General features: G+C 54.1%; 14 protein-coding genes. 8 read left to right on the forward strand and 6 right to left on the reverse strand.

All coding sequences use genetic code 11. The features are described from left to right. Nucleotides 1-19 precede the first annotated feature (19 nt). From queA to NQF89_RS06790, 3 genes are all read right to left on the reverse strand, one after another. Entirely contained in the window at nt 20-1,084 is a 1,065-nt protein-coding gene (gene queA, locus NQF89_RS06780) for a tRNA preQ1(34) S-adenosylmethionine ribosyltransferase-isomerase QueA (protein WP_155579572.1), read from the reverse strand. Nucleotides 1,085-1,165: 81 nt separating this feature from the next. Next, entirely contained in the window at nt 1,166-1,771 is a 606-nt protein-coding gene (locus NQF89_RS06785; RefSeq protein WP_230873309.1) for an MlaC/ttg2D family ABC transporter substrate-binding protein, read from the reverse strand. 49 nt (nt 1,772-1,820) lie between these two features. Beyond that, nucleotides 1,821-2,588 carry an MlaA family lipoprotein gene (locus NQF89_RS06790; protein ID WP_407652360.1) on the reverse strand — a complete coding sequence of 256 codons (768 nt, stop codon included), beginning with the start codon at nt 2,586-2,588 and terminating at the stop codon, nt 1,821-1,823. A gap of 355 nt (nt 2,589-2,943) precedes the next feature. Between NQF89_RS06790 and NQF89_RS06795 the strand changes: the two genes are divergently transcribed. Then, nucleotides 2,944-4,110, forward strand: a complete 1,167-nt coding sequence (locus NQF89_RS06795; RefSeq protein WP_266137837.1) for an aldose epimerase family protein — start codon at nt 2,944-2,946, stop codon at nt 4,108-4,110. A gap of 211 nt (nt 4,111-4,321) precedes the next feature. On the opposite strand, the gene cysE is transcribed toward NQF89_RS06795, so the two are convergent. Together cysE and NQF89_RS06805 are read right to left on the reverse strand one after the other, a co-directional pair. Beyond that, the gene (gene cysE / locus NQF89_RS06800) at nt 4,322-5,056 is read right to left on the reverse strand and encodes a serine O-acetyltransferase (RefSeq protein ID WP_155573748.1); all 735 of its coding nucleotides are present in this window, start codon (nt 5,054-5,056) and stop codon (nt 4,322-4,324) included. A 91-nt stretch (nt 5,057-5,147) separates the two neighbouring features. Then, a complete protein-coding gene (locus NQF89_RS06805) occupies nt 5,148-6,368 on the reverse strand; it encodes an FAD-dependent monooxygenase (RefSeq protein WP_155579571.1) in 1,221 nt (406 codons plus the stop codon). A gap of 197 nt (nt 6,369-6,565) precedes the next feature. Here NQF89_RS06805 and NQF89_RS06810 point away from each other — a divergent pair, with 197 nt between their 5' ends. The 3 genes from NQF89_RS06810 (at nt 6,566) to NQF89_RS06820 (ending at nt 8,747) form a co-directional block, all read left to right on the forward strand. Then, nucleotides 6,566-6,904, forward strand: a complete 339-nt coding sequence (locus NQF89_RS06810; protein ID WP_155573667.1) for a P-II family nitrogen regulator — start codon at nt 6,566-6,568, stop codon at nt 6,902-6,904. After that, complete coding sequence (locus tag NQF89_RS06815; RefSeq protein ID WP_266137838.1) at nt 6,904-8,175, forward strand: ammonium transporter; 1,272 nt, start codon at nt 6,904-6,906, stop codon at nt 8,173-8,175. Before NQF89_RS06810 ends, NQF89_RS06815 begins: the two co-directional genes overlap by 1 nt. Before the next feature lie 113 nt (nt 8,176-8,288). Further along, a complete protein-coding gene (locus NQF89_RS06820) occupies nt 8,289-8,747 on the forward strand; it encodes a hypothetical protein (protein ID WP_196424782.1) in 459 nt (152 codons plus the stop codon). Between the two features lie 52 nt (nt 8,748-8,799). On the opposite strand, the gene NQF89_RS06825 is transcribed toward NQF89_RS06820, so the two are convergent. Continuing rightward, nucleotides 8,800-9,699: a 4-(cytidine 5'-diphospho)-2-C-methyl-D-erythritol kinase gene (locus NQF89_RS06825; protein ID WP_266137839.1), complete on the reverse strand. Its 900-nt coding sequence runs from the start codon at nt 9,697-9,699 to the stop codon at nt 8,800-8,802. Nucleotides 9,700-9,884: 185 nt separating this feature from the next. Here NQF89_RS06825 and NQF89_RS06830 point away from each other — a divergent pair, with 185 nt between their 5' ends. From NQF89_RS06830 to eda, 4 genes are all read left to right on the forward strand, one after another. After that, the gene (locus NQF89_RS06830; protein WP_155573664.1) at nt 9,885-10,709 is read left to right on the forward strand and encodes a uracil-DNA glycosylase; all 825 of its coding nucleotides are present in this window, start codon (nt 9,885-9,887) and stop codon (nt 10,707-10,709) included. A gap of 317 nt (nt 10,710-11,026) precedes the next feature. Then, nucleotides 11,027-12,865, forward strand: coding sequence for a transglycosylase SLT domain-containing protein (locus NQF89_RS06835; RefSeq protein WP_196424778.1), 1,839 nt, complete (start codon nt 11,027-11,029; stop codon nt 12,863-12,865). 325 nt (nt 12,866-13,190) lie between these two features. Further along, nucleotides 13,191-15,059, forward strand: a complete 1,869-nt coding sequence (gene edd / locus NQF89_RS06840) for a phosphogluconate dehydratase (protein ID WP_155573662.1) — start codon at nt 13,191-13,193, stop codon at nt 15,057-15,059. Further along, nucleotides 15,056-15,676: a bifunctional 4-hydroxy-2-oxoglutarate aldolase/2-dehydro-3-deoxy-phosphogluconate aldolase gene (gene eda, locus NQF89_RS06845; RefSeq protein ID WP_099026863.1), complete on the forward strand. Its 621-nt coding sequence runs from the start codon at nt 15,056-15,058 to the stop codon at nt 15,674-15,676. Before edd ends, eda begins: the two co-directional genes overlap by 4 nt. The last annotated feature ends 173 nt before the right edge of the window (nt 15,677-15,849 follow it).

Below are 15,849 nucleotides of genomic sequence, written 5' to 3' on the forward strand. Positions count from 1 at the left end.
GGGCGAGGGGTGGAGGGTGTCATGGGGTGCGCTCCAATAAGCAAGCATCGCCGTAGGAGTAAAATCGTAATCCCTCGGTGATGGCGTAATGATAAGCGTGGCGCATAGTGTCCGTCCCTGCAAAGGCGCACACCAGCATAAAGAGGGTTGAGCGTGGTAGGTGGAAGTTTGTGAGCAGCGCATCAACGGCGCGGAAGCGGTAGCCCGGCTTGATGAAAATGGATGTCTCCCCCTGCCAAGGGTGAATGAGTCCATGCTCATCAGCCGCACTCTCTAAGAGGCGGAGGCTTGTCGTTCCCACGGCGACAATACGGCCCCCACGGGCACGCGTCTCATTGATTCGTTGGGCCGTTTCTGGGGTGATATGCCCCCATTCAGCATGCATTTTATGCTCGGCAATGCTACTGCGAACAGGCAGGAATGTCCCCGCCCCGACATGGAGGGTGAGTGTTTCCTGCGCGATTCCTTTGGCAGTGAGGGCTTTTAAGACGTCATTGGTGAAGTGTAGTCCCGCCGTTGGGGCGGCTACAGCCCCACGAAAGCGGGAGAAAATGGTGCGATAATCATGCGCATCCGCCTCTGTGGGGCCATGAGGGCGAGCAATATAAGGTGGCAGGGCCAGAGCTGCGCGGCGTTCTAAAAACCTATCGAACGCATCCCCCTCAACTGAAAAACGAAGGGTAATCGCTCCATCGCCCTCATTGGTGAGGATGGTGGCGGTGACGGGGTCATTCTCAAAATGGAGTGTATCATGAGGGCGTAATTTACGCGCATTGCGGGCAAGCGCGTGCCATTGCCCCTCTGGTAAGATGCGGTCGAGCGTGATGCCAATGCGAGCCTCGCCCCGGCGGGCTTCCATCTTAGCAGGGATGACCTCTGTATTATTTGCGATGAGGAGGTCGCCCTCTTTTAGTAGGTCTGGGAGGTTATGGATGTGGTGGAGGGTGAGGCGGGCCTGCTCTGTTCCTGTAAGGGCGGGGGGAATGACGTGGAGGAGACGCGCCGTATCACGCGGGCGGGCGGGTTCGATCGCGATAGAGTCGCGCGGGAGGGTGAAGTCGTAGAGGGAGAGTTCGTCTGTCATGCGATGTGAAGAAAGCAGGGATGCTTAGCGAAAAGGGGGCCGAACGCCCCCTTATGTTGGAACATCATAATGTGCTGCGCTTTATTGGCGGCCAAGCTGATGTTTTAGCGCATCAATAAGAGCCTGCACCTTATAGCCGTGGCGTGTGAGGTAAGCGGTGTAATCGCTGCGCTGGGTCATCCGCATGCTTGCGCCCTCGCCGTAGAGGTCCACAACCTTGGGAGGTTCGCCATCAATAACGGCTGTCATCATCACAGAAGGATGATTGGGACGGCTAATTTGGAGCGTCACTTTCTGCCCTGCGGGGGAAGCGACATTATCGACCAAACGGAAGGAGATATTCTCATATTCTCCCATCCGGGCGGTTACAGCATTGAGCAGCACATCCTCAAACAACTCAAGATAAATCTTTTGCTGTTCTGGCGTGGCTTGCTGCCAGAAACGTCCTAGGCAGTACCGCCCAATCCCTTGCACATCTATATTCTGACGCAGGAGCGGGAGGAGGGCGTTGCGTTTTTTATCCAATGTCGTGTTACTATTCATAACAGCGACTAACTTCCCGCCAAAATCATTAACGAACGCACTCGCTTCCTCGCTGGAAGGTGCGGCGAATGCCAACATGGGGGCGAGAGCGAGTAGGCTGGCAGCTCCCAAAATGGTGCGGCGTGTAAGCTGACGGAGCATCATGTGTGGGGAATCCTTCTAAAAAGGGCTGTCCTTAGTGAGGACGGGATTGTCAGTACCAGTCAGGCGTTGTAGCGCGGTGATCGGCCTTTAGGGCATCAATCTGGCTCTGACGCTGCTGCTGCCATGCACTCCGCATGAAGGCGTAAGGGTCTAGGCTTTGATGTTCTAGCTGGTCGAGCTGGTCTGTATTATCGGCGAAGGTATTGAATGTGCCAAGGATGTTATAGCCCCAGTTGAAGCTGATAAGCCCATAACCGCTGGGCACATAGTTAATTGGTGTTAGCCCCTGACCCAGCGCATAGCCCGCCGCATCGCGGAAGCTGCTTGGCCCTAAGCCGGGGAGAAAGAGATACGGACCGGACTTGATCCCCCAGAGGGCAAGGACCATGCCGGGGTCTGTCTCATGCTGCTTATAGCCCAAATGTTTGGCAACGTCATAAAAGCCCGCCGTTGTCATATTTAGGAGGAAGCGCATAAACGCATCACCAGCGCGGCGGGGACGCCCTGCCCCAACATCGGAGAAGAAGACCGCAGGCTCCCGCCATGTTTCATTCAATGTCGCAACCGAGGTGCGGATGGGCTGGGGAACATGCTTCTGCCAGAAACGTCCAACCGGGCGCAGAGCTTTGTGATACACCCACATATTGATGTTGAACATCTTGCGGTTAAAAGGCTCAAACTTATCATTTGCAGCTTTATAGTCAGCTAACTCATCAGGGTCTTTAGGGGGCTTGGCGGTGCATCCTGCAAGAGACGATAAAGTAAGGCAGCCGACCAGTGTGAACAGGGCAGCTTTTTTGCCCTTGTGATGCTGCATTGTGCTGCCTTTGCACGCCATGTTGTTGCCGCTCCTGCTTCTTTTAAGGCCCGGCTATGGGAGGTATCTCCCCTATAGGTGGAAAGGGGAAATGCCCAAACGGGAACGGGCCGGGACTGTAACGCATTAAGACTCTTATCTATGGCAGGTTATAAAACCTGCGCCAAGTGAACATAGGTTACTTATTTGGCCTTGCCTACCCCTTTCGCATAGCAGAATTGTAATAGAAAAGAGGGTATTGCATTTTTGCATCGTTAAGCGTTGAGATGAGTGCCTACCTTGGTGTGGATTATCCCTCTGTCATAGGCGGAGCTGCTCAGGGTGGGTTTATCTTTTCTGGAGTGGGAGAAATTACATGCCCCGTTTTCTAAAAAGCCGTGGTTGGCTTTTATCGGCTAGTGCCTTAGCCGCCAGTGTGGCTCTGTCTGGTATGGCTGTGGCGCACCCTAAGGTTAGTGTGCAGGACTGGGGGCATCTTTCCGACAAGCAGAAAGTAAAAGCAGTCACCCTCAGCAATGATAACGGCGTAACGGTTACTTTGCTGACCTATGGTGCAACCATTCATAAAATGGATGTCCCCGATAAGAACGGCCATCTTGGTAATGTTGTGCTTGGCTTCCCTAATATTGGGGAATATGAGCGCAATAATGGAGACCCTCGCTTCGGGGCTGTGCTAGGCCGCGTGGCGAATCGTATTACTAATGGCTCCTTCACGCTGGAGGGGAAAACGTATCATACCCTCACTAATGAAGGGACAAATACCCTTCATGGTGGGCCTAACAGCTTTGCTCAGAAGCTTTGGACAATCGAGCGCAAAGGTGTTGATGCTGACGGTGCTTATGTGGAGTTTAAGGTGGTTAGCCCTGATGGTGACCAAGGCTTCCCCGGCACGTTGACAACACATGCGATTTATCGTCTGCGCTCCGATAATACGCTGAGCCTGCACTTCCAAGCGACAACGGATGCTCCGACTGTTGTGAATCTCTCCACACATAATTATTGGAACCTCAATGGTGAGGGATCTGGCGCTGTGGATGATGAGATTGTGCAGATGTATGCGGACCATTACCTCAAGACAGATGCACAATCCATTCCGACAGGTGAGCTTGCCGCTGTTGATGGCACACCGTTTGACTTCCGTCAGCCGCGCCGTGTTGGCGATGGCCTACGTCAGCCGCACCCGCAGATGCTGCCTCAAACAGGTTATGATAAATGCATGGTCCTTAATGGGCCGTCCAAAGCGGGTGATGTAGAGCGCGTTGTGGCCCGTGTGACAGACCCTCATTCTGGCCGTGTGATGGAAGTCTCCACCAACATGCCGGGGATGCAGTTCTATTCTTCAAACCATATTTACGGCACATATTATGGTCTGGCGGGTAAGACATATCGGCAGGGTGATGCGCTTGCTTTCGAGCCGGAGTTCTTCCCCAACAGCCCTAATACGCCGTCCTTCCCCAGCATTGAGCTAAAACCGGGGCAAACCTACGATTATTCCATGAGCTTCCGTTTCTCTCATCAATAAGAGGGAAGGGGGCTTATCAGCTCACTGACTAAAAGAGAGGCTGGCGTGGTGTCCTCCATCACGTCAGTCTTTTTTGTTGGAGGAAAGAGCGCACAGCCTCATGGGGCGGTTTTTGGGGAGTCGTGAAATCTTATCCACATTTCTCCCATTGCAACACACAGGATGATGCCCCAACCTATCCCCGAAACTGGGGATAAGTGGGGGATGTTGTTTAGATTTGGTAATTTAAGAAGTCTTGGTCCATATCGCCAAAACGGACGATGCGGGCAGGGTTGCCTACAGCGGTAGAGCGTGGTGGGACATTGCCAAGCACAACCGAGGCAGCCCCAACGCGGGCATGAGCCCCAATCTCTAAATAGCCGAGTATTTTTGCCCCTGCCCCAATCATGCAGCCTTGCCGGATGACAGGGTGGCGTTGGCCGCTATTTTTCCCTGTTCCGCCGAGGGTAACATTCTGAAAAAGGGAGACGTCATCCTCAATGATGGTTGTCTCGCCTATGACGATGCCCGTGCCGTGATCGATGGTAATGCGTTGGCCAATTTGTGCTGCGGGATGGATATCGATGCCGAATTTCTCATTCACACGGCTTTGAAAGTGATAAGCGAGCGGCTTGCGGTCAACGCGCCAGAGGTGATGAGCAATGCGATGAGCTTGCAGAGCTTGAAAGCCTTTAAAAAAGAGAAAAGGCGTTACGAGGTCCGGGCATGCCGGGTCCCGTTGAAATGTGGCGACAATATCCGAAGCAGCGGCACGGGTAATGGTGGGGTCATCTTCTAATGTAGAGGTGATGAGGCGCATGAGCGTTGGCTCGGTCATGGCGCGGTCAGTCAGCTTTGTGCTGAGGAGCGAGGCTAAAGCAGAGGCAAAATCTCCATGATTACAAATATTCACCGCAAAGAGATCTTGGATGAGCGCATCAGAGCAGCAACACGCTTGTGCCTGCATGATAGCCCAAAACTCAGCTAAAAATCGTGGCTCAGAGGAGGATTGTGGGAATGTGTCAAGAAAACCGGCCATAAAAGATATGCCTTTAGAATTATAAACCCATGGCGCGCCGGACAAACCCTTGCCGTAGGGTTGGGAGCCGCCGTAGGGCCATAAGCCCTGCATGGCGGGCATGGCGAATGAAAGGGACATCCGTGCTGAAAAGACGCTCCATCATGTCACATCCAGCGAGCATGGCAAGATTACCGGGGCGGCTTAGCTGTTGGTAACGCCGTAATAAGGAAGGGGAGCCGAGGTCCTCCCCATGGGCGAAGGCCTCCCCCAATAGCGCAACGATCGTGCGGACATCACGAAAGCCAAGATTCATCCCCTGCCCTGCAACAGGGTGCAAGCCATGGGCGGCATCTCCCGCTAAAATCAGCCGTGTGGCGTAATAGCGATGGGCATATTGGGAGGCGAGTGGGTAGGTCCAATGCGTGCCGATAAGCTCCAGTGATCCAAGCTCCTCGCCACAAAGCCGTTCTTTAATGAGATGGGCAAAATGATGTGGGGCAAGGCTCGTGAAATGGGCGATGCGTTCAGCGCGGTCGGTCCATACAATGGCGGAGCGGTGGGGGTGGCCTTCTATGCTGGGGAGGGGAAGGCGGGCAAAGGGGCCTTGAGGGAGGAAGTTCTCCAGCGCACTACCATGATGAGGCAGCGTATGAGCTAACACGCTGACAAGGGCCGTCTTATGATAAGGGATGCGCGTTAGGCCGATTCCGGCTTGTTGGCGTAAGCGGGATTGGCGTCCATCAGCCGCGATGACTAAAGCTGCGGAGACTGTTTCACCCGTTGAGAGCGTGATACGGGCTTCATCTTGCGTAAACTGGAACTGCCCTGTAGCGGGGGCGCGTACATCCAGCCCCGGTTGAGAAGTGAGGGTGCTAGCAATAGCGGCGAGGAGGTTATGTGCTTCGACCATCCAGCCAAAAGGGCGGTGGTCTGGGGCATCCTCCTCGGTAAAGCTTAGCCCATCAGCAAGAGTGCTGCGGGAGGCTGCGGGGACTCGCCCTTGGCTATCTGTGACATGGATGGTCGTAATTGCCTGCGGTGGTAGGGGCAGGGCCTGCCAGATACCAGCCTCTTCTAATAAAGGGCGGACACCCTCGGCTAGGGCATAGGCGCGACCATCAGGGTTTTGGTCTGGCGTGGGGGAGAGAGGTGCGCGCTCTAGGAGAAGGATGCGGAGGCCTTTTTGCGCCAATAAGCACGCTATTGTCGCCCCGATAGGGCCACCACCATTAATGCAGAGGTCGTAATCTGTACGCATAAGCCATGTATCCTTCCCGGCCTGCAAAGAGAGGGCTGGAGGCCCCTCCAAAAGGGTGGCTTTTTTGCCAGAGGGGCGGGTCTTTTGTGTCTAGCTCTATCTTTGACGAAAAGAAAGACTTGCAGAAATCGTTGTGAAGGTGGCACGATTTCATTCCAGTGTAGTAACAGACCAACGGTAGAAAAGGGCCAGAGGGGATGAAGCTTGTAACGGCAATTATCAAACCGTTCAAATTAGATGATGTACGCGAAGCCCTTGCAGAGCTGGGTGTGCATGGGCTGACTGTGACGGAGGTGCGCGGTTTTGGCCGGCAGAAGGGCCAGACAGAAATCTATCGTGGGGCTGAATATACTATTAGCTTCATCGCCAAAATTAAGCTGGAAACGGTTGTTTCTGATGAGCGCGTACCAGAGATTATTGAGGCCATTACCGAAAAAGCCCGTACAGGCCGTATTGGTGACGGCAAGATTATGGTCACAAATGTGGAGCAGATGGTCCGTATCCGGACAGGCGAGACAGGTGAAGGAGCCCTCTAATGCGTGCGATTGATACAGGCGATACGTCATGGATGTTGGTCAGCACGGCTCTTGTCTTGCTGATGACGGTCCCCGGCTTAGCGTTGTTCTATGCGGGGATGGTGCGGCGGAAGAATGTCCTCTCCACTATGGTTCAGTCCTTTGGGATTTGCTGTATTGTGAGCATTGTGTGGATGGTCCTCGGCTATAGCCTAGCCTTCTCGACAGGGACGGCGTGGATTGGTGATGCTTCTCGCTTTTTCCTACGGGGGGTTGCATCGCAGTTCCATCAAGGGACGGACGGAGCCTTTACCTTAGGGGCGGGGACTCCGGCAGAAACACCTATGACCATCCCCGAGAGCGTTTATCTGATGTATCAGATGACCTTTGCCATCATCACACCAGCCCTGCTGACAGGGGCTTTTGCAGAGCGTATCCGCTTTGCTGGGCTGTGTGTTTTTACGATTCTATGGTCGTTGTTGGTTTATGCGCCGGTGGCTCATTGGGTATGGAGCCCGCTTGGCTGGGTCGCTGGGTTAGGGGCTGTGGACTTTGCCGGGGGTACAGTTGTTCACATCAATTCTGGTGTGGCCGGGTTGGTTTGTGCCTTGATGATTGGCCGCCGTTACGGGCTAAAGCGTGATGATATGTCCCCCTATAATCTGGCTTATGCGATTATCGGGGCCTCGCTGCTTTGGGTAGGCTGGTTTGGCTTTAATGCAGGCTCTGCCCTTGGGGCGAATGGTCGGGCCGGTATGGCGATGCTCACAACACAGGTCGCTGCCGCTGGCGGTGGTGTAGGCTGGATGCTGGTAGAATGGTGGCGTCATGGCAAACCGACAGCGTTGGGGATTATCTCTGGCGTGGTGGCAGGGCTTGTGGCGGTAACACCGGCCGCGGGCTTTGTCCTCCCCAGTGGGGCATTAGCGATTGGGCTGATTGCGGGTGGTGTGTGCTTCTATAGTGCTGCGGTGTTAAAAACACGTTTGGGTTATGATGATAGCCTAGATGCTTTTGGTGTGCACGGCGTAGGGGGCATTGTTGGGGCTTTACTGACGGGCGTATTTGCTTATGGTCCGCTCTCTGCCACGGCCTCAAACCCAGTTGGAGTAAGTGGAAGTTGGGCGCAGTTAGGGCGGCAGGCTGAGGCTGTGGGTGTGACGATTATATGGTCTGTTATCCTAACAGCTATCATCTTCTGGTTCGTCGATAAGACGGTTGGTATGCGCGTTTCCTCTGATGAGGAGCAAATGGGGTTGGACCTTGCCCAACATGGCGAGCGGCTCAACTAAGCGTATATGGTAGCTTTGCCCTTGAGTTGGGGTGAGGCTGCTTGTGGAATTATGGTGAAAGAGTGGTATTATTTGCCCCTCATTTGTTAGTTCGTTGTAAGGATATGAATGTGATGAAGCTATCCGTTATGGGCCTCTCTATGATGGTGTGTTCCTTAATCGGGGGGAATGCTGCTTTGGCTGCCCCTGCTATTGAGGCAGGTAAGCCCTCCCTAGCTGCCTGTCATAAGGCGTTTAATAATGCTAAGGCCTCTGGGACATTAAACGGGCAGGATTATGTGGCTTTTAAGCAAGCTCATTGTACTGATACGTCTGCGCGCGCCGTTGCGCCAAGTGAGGCCAAAACGCCAGCCGCCGCTCCAGCCCCTGTTGTGAGTGGGGATGTGCTTTTCCCGCAGCGCATCGCGCCTGAGTTCTCCTCCTTATCGGAAGGGAAAGCGCGGATGAAGACCTGCCTCGCCCAATATAATGCCAATAAGAATAATGGCCGTAATGGTGGGTTGAAGTGGATTCAAAAAGGGGGCGGTTATTATTCCGCTTGTAATGCCCGGTTGAAGGGCGCGGCTCGATAAAAGATTGCCCTTTGTGTTAGGGAGAAAGCCCGCTTGCAGAAGCGGGCTTTTTTTACGCCAGTACAGCTCCCGCCCAGCACCACCATGTTTTTGCAACGGGGTGTTGTGTGAGGTGACGGGCTGCCTCTTGGGCAGCGTGAGGAGTATCGAACAACGCAAAGCAGGTCGCACCAGAGCCGCTCATACGGTTAAAACGGACCTGTGGGAGTTGGGCTAGATGTTCCAAAACCGTGGCGATGATGGGTTCCTGAGCGATAGCATGGGGTTGGAGGTCGTTCTCCGTTCCATTTAGGAAGGTGACGAGGGCGTCTATCGTAGGCCATCCTTCTGTAGGAAAGGACAAAGCGGCGCGTGCGCGCGGTCCACCCGTTGCAGCGAGTCGTTTAAAGATAGTCGGAGTGGAAACGCTCACGCCGGGATTAACAAGCATGATGCCCATTTTGGGTAAAGCAGGGGCGGTGGTGAGGATTTCGCCAATGCCTTCCATGCGTGTTGCTTTTTGCTGCAAACAGACAGGAACATCCGCTCCCAGGGTTGGGGCAATAGCAACGGCGGCCTCTGATGAGAGGCCCCAATAGCGTGTCAGTAATCGCAAGGCACAAGCGGCGTCGGCAGAGCCACCCCCAATGCCAGAGGCGATGGGGAGGTATTTATCAAGCTGTAAGAGAGCGGCAGGGAGGGCTTCTTTGTCTCCCCCATGATGCGCCCGCAGGGCTGTTGCAGCGCGGAGGACGAGGTTATTATCATCCGCCTCCAGCCCTTTGGAAAAAGGCCCTTGGAGAATGAGGCTTTCGTTTTTTTGTGATGAAGGGGCCGCGCTGAGGGAAAGTTCATCCCCCGCGCCAGCAAAAATAGCAAGACTATCCAAAAGGTGATACCCATCATCACGGCGGCCCGTTACATGAAGGAAGAGATTGATTTTAGCGTGCGCTGTGTCTTGATGCAGCACCATGGCAGGGCATCCTCATTTTATTAAAGCCGGACAATTTGGTAGGGCCTTGTTACGGTTTATCAGGTCCGGGTGGGTGTTCATCTATGCGTGGTCTATGTAACAGATTAAGCCGCTATAAGCTATGAAGGTGGATGGTTGGGTAGCTGTGTTAGAATCGTATAGATAAAGAGAGTTTTTAGAGTTTCATGGTTGTGTCTTCGTTTTCATCTTCATCATACCCCGTGCAGGATGTATTAGCGGCTTTGCGTCTGCATCAAGAGTGGGGCGTGGATGAGCTGATAGAGGATGTGCCGTGGGCTATATGGCAAGAGGAGCCCGCCCGCCCCGCGATAGGGAGAGGGGGAGTGGCCCCTTCTTCATCATCCGCGGAGCGGCTGACAGCCAAGCAGGAAACGCGTAGCCTCCAAGAGGCACAGGCTGCGCTTGCTAAGGCAGAAGACCCCGAGGCGTTATTGCAAGCAGGCCGTCATATACCCGGCGTGACGCTTGCACGGACAGCCAAGCATCATCTCGGGCTTCATCTGGTCAAGGACGCGCCTTTTTTATTGATTGGGGATGTCCCAAATGAGGATGAGGACCGCCATGGCACGCTCTTTGCGGGGGAGATGGGGCGACTATTAGAGCGCATTTTGGCCTCTATTGGGATGAAGCGTGAGCAGCTCTCATGTGTGCCTGCGATTCCGTGGCGGCCACCGGGGGGGCAGCGTGTCTCTCAGCGGGAATTAGAGCTTTGTGTGCCTATTTTGCATCGGGCGATTGCTTTAGCGCAGCCTTCACGCATTGTGACGATGGGGGCAACGCCTGCATGGATGTTGCTACGCCAAGAAGTACGGCTTAGCCAGTTGCGGGGGCGATGGCATGAGGTGATGATTCCCTCTATGGCTGCGCCGATCCCTCTTTTACCGCTCTGGCATCCTGCTCAATTAGGAGATAATGCAGGGCGGCGGCGGCATCTTTGGGCGGATATTCTTTTACTGGAGGAGACTCTTCAGAAAGAGAAGGTAAGGTGAAGATTAGCGAGTCGTTTATATGAATAAAAGATTAACGGCCACATCTAACAAAATGGTAAAGGGAAGTCTCATAAATTGGGGAACTATGCAAAAAGAGAAAGAAATCGCTGGTTTCTTTACTAGTGTATGCCTATCTTGGGGAAGACGCTGGGAGCGTTGGCTTTATTTTCAAGGGTTGTCAGTGAAGAAAAAGCGCGTTACGCCCCGGCATTATGCGATGGATATTTCCAGGTGGGTCTAGCGCAGTAAGATGTGGCGTTCTATTGAGCGTGGCATTGCTGGCTGGTCACACTGTTTTTCCGGCGCAGGGGCAGGGTATGTCTCTTCCGTCCCACGTGCCGGAGCATTTTGAAGGTGAGCGTCATGGCGCATCACCTCACCCTATAGGGGAAGCTTCTTTGCCGCGGCCATTGCCTGCGGCTGTTGCGGAGCGTTATCGGGCCCTCTTTACTGCCGTGCGGGAAGGGGATGTTACGCGTTTAGAGGCATTAAATTACGCCTCTGGCCCAGATAGCACAGCGGAGCGTTTGCTCCTGCCCGATTATCTGGCCGAGCGTTATCTTAGCACTATCTTTCATCCCTCTGTGGCAGAGCTGAGTAGCTGGTTGCAGCATTATGCCTCTTTGCCCGATGCGCCTTTTATCCAACGTAAATTAGATGATATGCGTCGCGGGGGTGATGCTTCCACCACGGCGGATCTACCCAGTGGGTATGATAATGTAGCGGACCTTCATCGGGTGGAGAAAGCCGTACCTTTCTCTCAAACATTGGTGCGTAACAGCCGTTTAGACCGTGCGTTAATGGATGAAGCCTCCCAAGGCGTGGCAGGCGCACAGCGGGCGGTGGCCCAGCTAAAATCTACCCCCGGGATGACAGCATCTTACGCGGCCCAGTTGCATGGCGAGATAGCGATGCAGTTGCTCAGCCAAGGGGAGACGCGTAGCGCATTGCGTATTGGCGCAAATGGTTTGGATGTAGGGCATTATAAAGTCGGGTTCCCTGCTTTTGTCGCTGGGTTAGCGGCATGGCGCGAGGGCTATACCGATGCCGCGTATGATTTGTTTGAAAATGCCGCCAATGCAGAGCAAACCGATGGTGAGATTCAGGCTGCGGCTTCTTTTTGGGCGGGTCGCGTAGCGGAGAGGCAGGGGAAAGCCAACCTTTATCACACATGGTTGCACCGGGCCTCTACACAAAGTGAGAGTTTTTACGGCCTGTTAGCGGGGCGTATGCTGCATGATGACCATACAGCAGAGACAGCTCTCTCGGGTGTATTATCCCATATTGGCTTGGCAGGTGCGGCTCAAACCTCCTTGAGTGAGGTGGATATTAATGTGGTTTCTTCTATGGAGGAGGGGCCGCATTTCTTCGCGTTGCTACAGGTTGGGGAGCAAGGACGGGCAGAAATGCTCGCCCGCCAGATGTGGCAGGATGCCCTTGTGGACCCTGTAAGGGCGCATTCTTTGCAACTTGTTGTGCAAAAAGCAGGGATGTTGGCTTTAGCAGAGCAGATGCAGCATGCTTTAGAGCGGTTGGATCATAATGAGTTAAAAGAAGTGCTCGGCCCCCTCCCAGAGCTGCACCCTTATAATGGCTTTCGTCTTTCTTCGGCTCTTGTTTACGCTGTAGCGCGTATGGAGTCGAACTTTGATGCTTCTGCGGCTTCCTCTGCGGGGGCGTATGGGATGATGCAGGTACGCCCTGTCACGGCGGGGTTGGTGAATGAGCAATATCATCTCCCACAAGCGGTGCCTACCTCTGCGGGGGGGCGGTTTTATCAGGAGATGCAAAGGCGTCTGCGTGAGCCGGGGTATAATTTAGAGGTCGGGCAGCTTTATATGCTCTATCTTGCCCGGAATATCGGGCAAAATGAGCCGAATAATGAAGCGTCCTTACTAAAGGTTTTGGCCTCTTATAATGCAGGCCCGCAAGCCATTAACCGCTGGCAGAGTGGGCAAAGAGGCTTGCAAGACCCGCTTATGTTCATCGAATGCCTCCCCAGCCCGGAGACACGGCGTTATGTGCGGAATGTTTTGACCAATGATTGGGTCTATGGCCGCCGCCTGCATGTAGCGACACCTTCTCTTATAGCCCTTGCGGCGGGTCATTGGCCGAGTTTTAGAGAGGAAGAGGAGGAGCATGACTCGCCGAGTTAGGCGCGGCGTCTATGCAAAGTGAGGTATTTTAAAAAGCCCAGAGAGGAGTTTTGTGCATGACAGTGCAAGGCTTCATCTGGGTTTTTTGTAGAGAAAACCCCCAAAAATTACTCTTTTTATAATATTGCCTTGTGTTGGGTGCTGGGGAGATGGTCAGTTCGTGCATGGGGGGTGGCTTGCCCGTTGGGGCGTCTTTCCTTACATAAAGGTGGTGCGATGCTTCCCTTTTGTTGGGGAAGCAAGCGGATGATAATATGATACCGTGTCTCTCAGGGGGAATTATCCGTCTGTCTGTGGGGTGTCCAGCCGAACAGCGAGTGCTTCAATGTCTCTGAATTCCGTTGTTGAGAGTGTAACGTCCAGAATTATCGAGCGGTCCAAGACGTCCCGCCGTCGTTACCTCACTCTTATGGAGCGTAACCGTGAAAAAGGTGTAGACCGGTCCCGGCTTACATGCGGGAACCTGGCCCATGCCGTTGCTGCCTCCAGTGCTGCTGATAAGCAGGAGCTGGTTTTTGAGCAGCGTGCTAATTTGGGCATTATTACAACTTATAACGATATGCTTTCTGCCCATGAGCCTTATGCTCATTACCCGGAGCAGATGAAGCTTTTTGCACGTGAGGTTGGGGCTACAGCACAGGTTGCTGGTGGGGCCCCGGCGATGTGCGATGGTGTCACGCAAGGCCAAGAGGGGATGGACCTCTCCCTTTTCTCGCGTGATGTAATTGCACAATCCACCGCCGTAGGGCTGAGCCATGGTATGTATGATGCTGTAGCTCTGCTTGGTATTTGTGATAAAATTGTTCCCGGCTTGTTGATGGGTGCGCTGCGCTTTGGTCATCTACCGGGCATGTTGATCCCCTCTGGCCCGATGATCTCTGGCCTGCCGAACAAGGAAAAAGTCCGGGTTCGTCAGCTTTATGTTCAAGGGAAAATTGGCAAAGATGAGCTGATGAAGGCCGAGATGGCCTCTTATCATGCTGAGGGGACCTGTACCTTCTACGGGACAGCCAATACCAACCAGATGATGGCCGAGTTCCTTGGGCTTATGATGCCGGATTCGTCCTTCATCCCTGTTGATACGCCACTGCGTCAGGCTGTGACCCGTGCCGGGGTCCATCGTTTGGTGGAGATTAGCACAAAGGGTAAGACCCCACGCCCAATGGCCGAGGTCGTCAATGAGAAGGCCATCGTGAACGCCATTGTTGGTCTGATGGCTACAGGTGGGTCCACCAACCATACGATTCATATCCCTGCCGTGGCGCGTGCTGCGGGTATTATCGTTAATTGGGAAGACTTCTCCGACCTTTCTGCTGCGGTGCCAACCTTGTGTAAGGTGTATCCAAGCGGTCCTTCCGATGTGAACAAGTTTAACGAGGTTGGCGGTTTGCCGACTGTCATTGCTGAACTAGCCGATGCTGGCTTGATCCATCGTGATATTCCCACTGTCTCTGAGAATGGGTTGGAGGATTACGCCAAACGCGCTCTGCTAGGCAATGACAAGAATGTTGTTTACACCCCTGCCAAGCCATCCAGCGATGTTGAGATTCTTCGCGGTGTGAAGGACCCATTCCACCCAGTTGGGGGGATTCAGTTGCTTCAGGGTAATCTGGGTCGCGGCGTGTATAAATCCAGTGCTGTGGCGGACAACCTGCTGACCATTGAGGCCCCGGCCCGCGTCTTTAACTCCCAAACGGCGGTGAAGGAAGCGCAAAAGGCTGGTGAGTTGCATCGGGATGTTGTGGTTGTGGTGATTGGCCAAGGCCCGCGCGGCAATGGCATGCCAGAGCTGCATAACTTGATCCCCTCCCTCGGTGTGGAGCTGGACCAAGGCTTTAAGGTGGCATTGGTTACAGATGGCCGTCTCTCTGGTGCGAGTGGTAAGGTCCCCGCTGTGGTGCATGTTGGGCCGGAGGCGCAGGTTGGCGGCCCGCTGGCTAAGGTGCGCGATGGCGATATGATCCGCGTTTGTGCCCGTACAGGGCAGTTGGAAGCTCTGGTGGATGAGAAGGAATGGAACGCACGTACGCCGACCAAACCGCATCGCGCCACAGCTGGCACAGGGCGCGAGCTGTTTGCCCTCATGCGTGAGGTGGCACCGTCCGCCGAGCAGGGGGCTTCGCCGATGCAGTTCATGATGGATCGTGAGCTGGATGAAATCGGTGATGATGTTGAGAAAGGAACCGAGGTATGAGCTACATCAAAAGACTGGATGCGGTGATGGACCGCAGCCCGATTATGCCTGTTCTGGTTGTTGAGGATGTGGCTACGGCCCGCCCGATTGCTGAGGCCTTGGTCGCTGGTGGTATCTCCACCCTTGAGGTGACATTGCGCACACCAGCTGCTTTGGAGGTCATCTCTGAGATGTCCAAAGTGGAAGGGGCGTTGGTCGGTGCTGGTACGGTGCTGAACCCTAAGCAGATGGACCAGGCTATGAAGGCTGGTGCAAAGTTCATGGTCAGCCCCGGCATCACACCGGCTTTGGTGAAGGAAGCGTTGGACCGTGACGTACCGTTCCTCCCCGGTACAGCTAATGCTAGCGACATCATGATGGGTTTGGACCTAGGGCTACGCCGCTTTAAGTTCTTCCCTGCTATGACTAATGGCGGCATCCCGGCATTAAAGGGGCTTTCCGCTGTGTTTGGTAGCTTGGGCGTGCGCTTCTGTCCTACAGGGGGCATCACCGAGGCTACATATAAGGACTGGTTGGCCTTGCCGACAGTCGCTTGCGTCGGTGGCTCTTGGTTGACCGCTGGCAATGCTTCCGCTGAGGAAGTAGCGAAGCGGACAAAGGCTTTGGGCTTGCGCTAAGCTTTAGTCCTTCTCGTCTGAGACGTTAAGGCAAAGCGGGACCATACGGCTTATGGCTGTGTGGTCCCGTTTTTTATGGGAAAAGCTTGTTGTTTTTAAGTAACAGACTGGTCGGATAATTTCAAAAACATTAGGCTCTTTATTAAGTGATATGCCAATCTCTGATAGAGGTT

The organism is Bombella pollinis (genome assembly GCF_026385485.1).
Classification (GTDB): domain Bacteria; phylum Pseudomonadota; class Alphaproteobacteria; order Acetobacterales; family Acetobacteraceae; genus Bombella; species Bombella pollinis.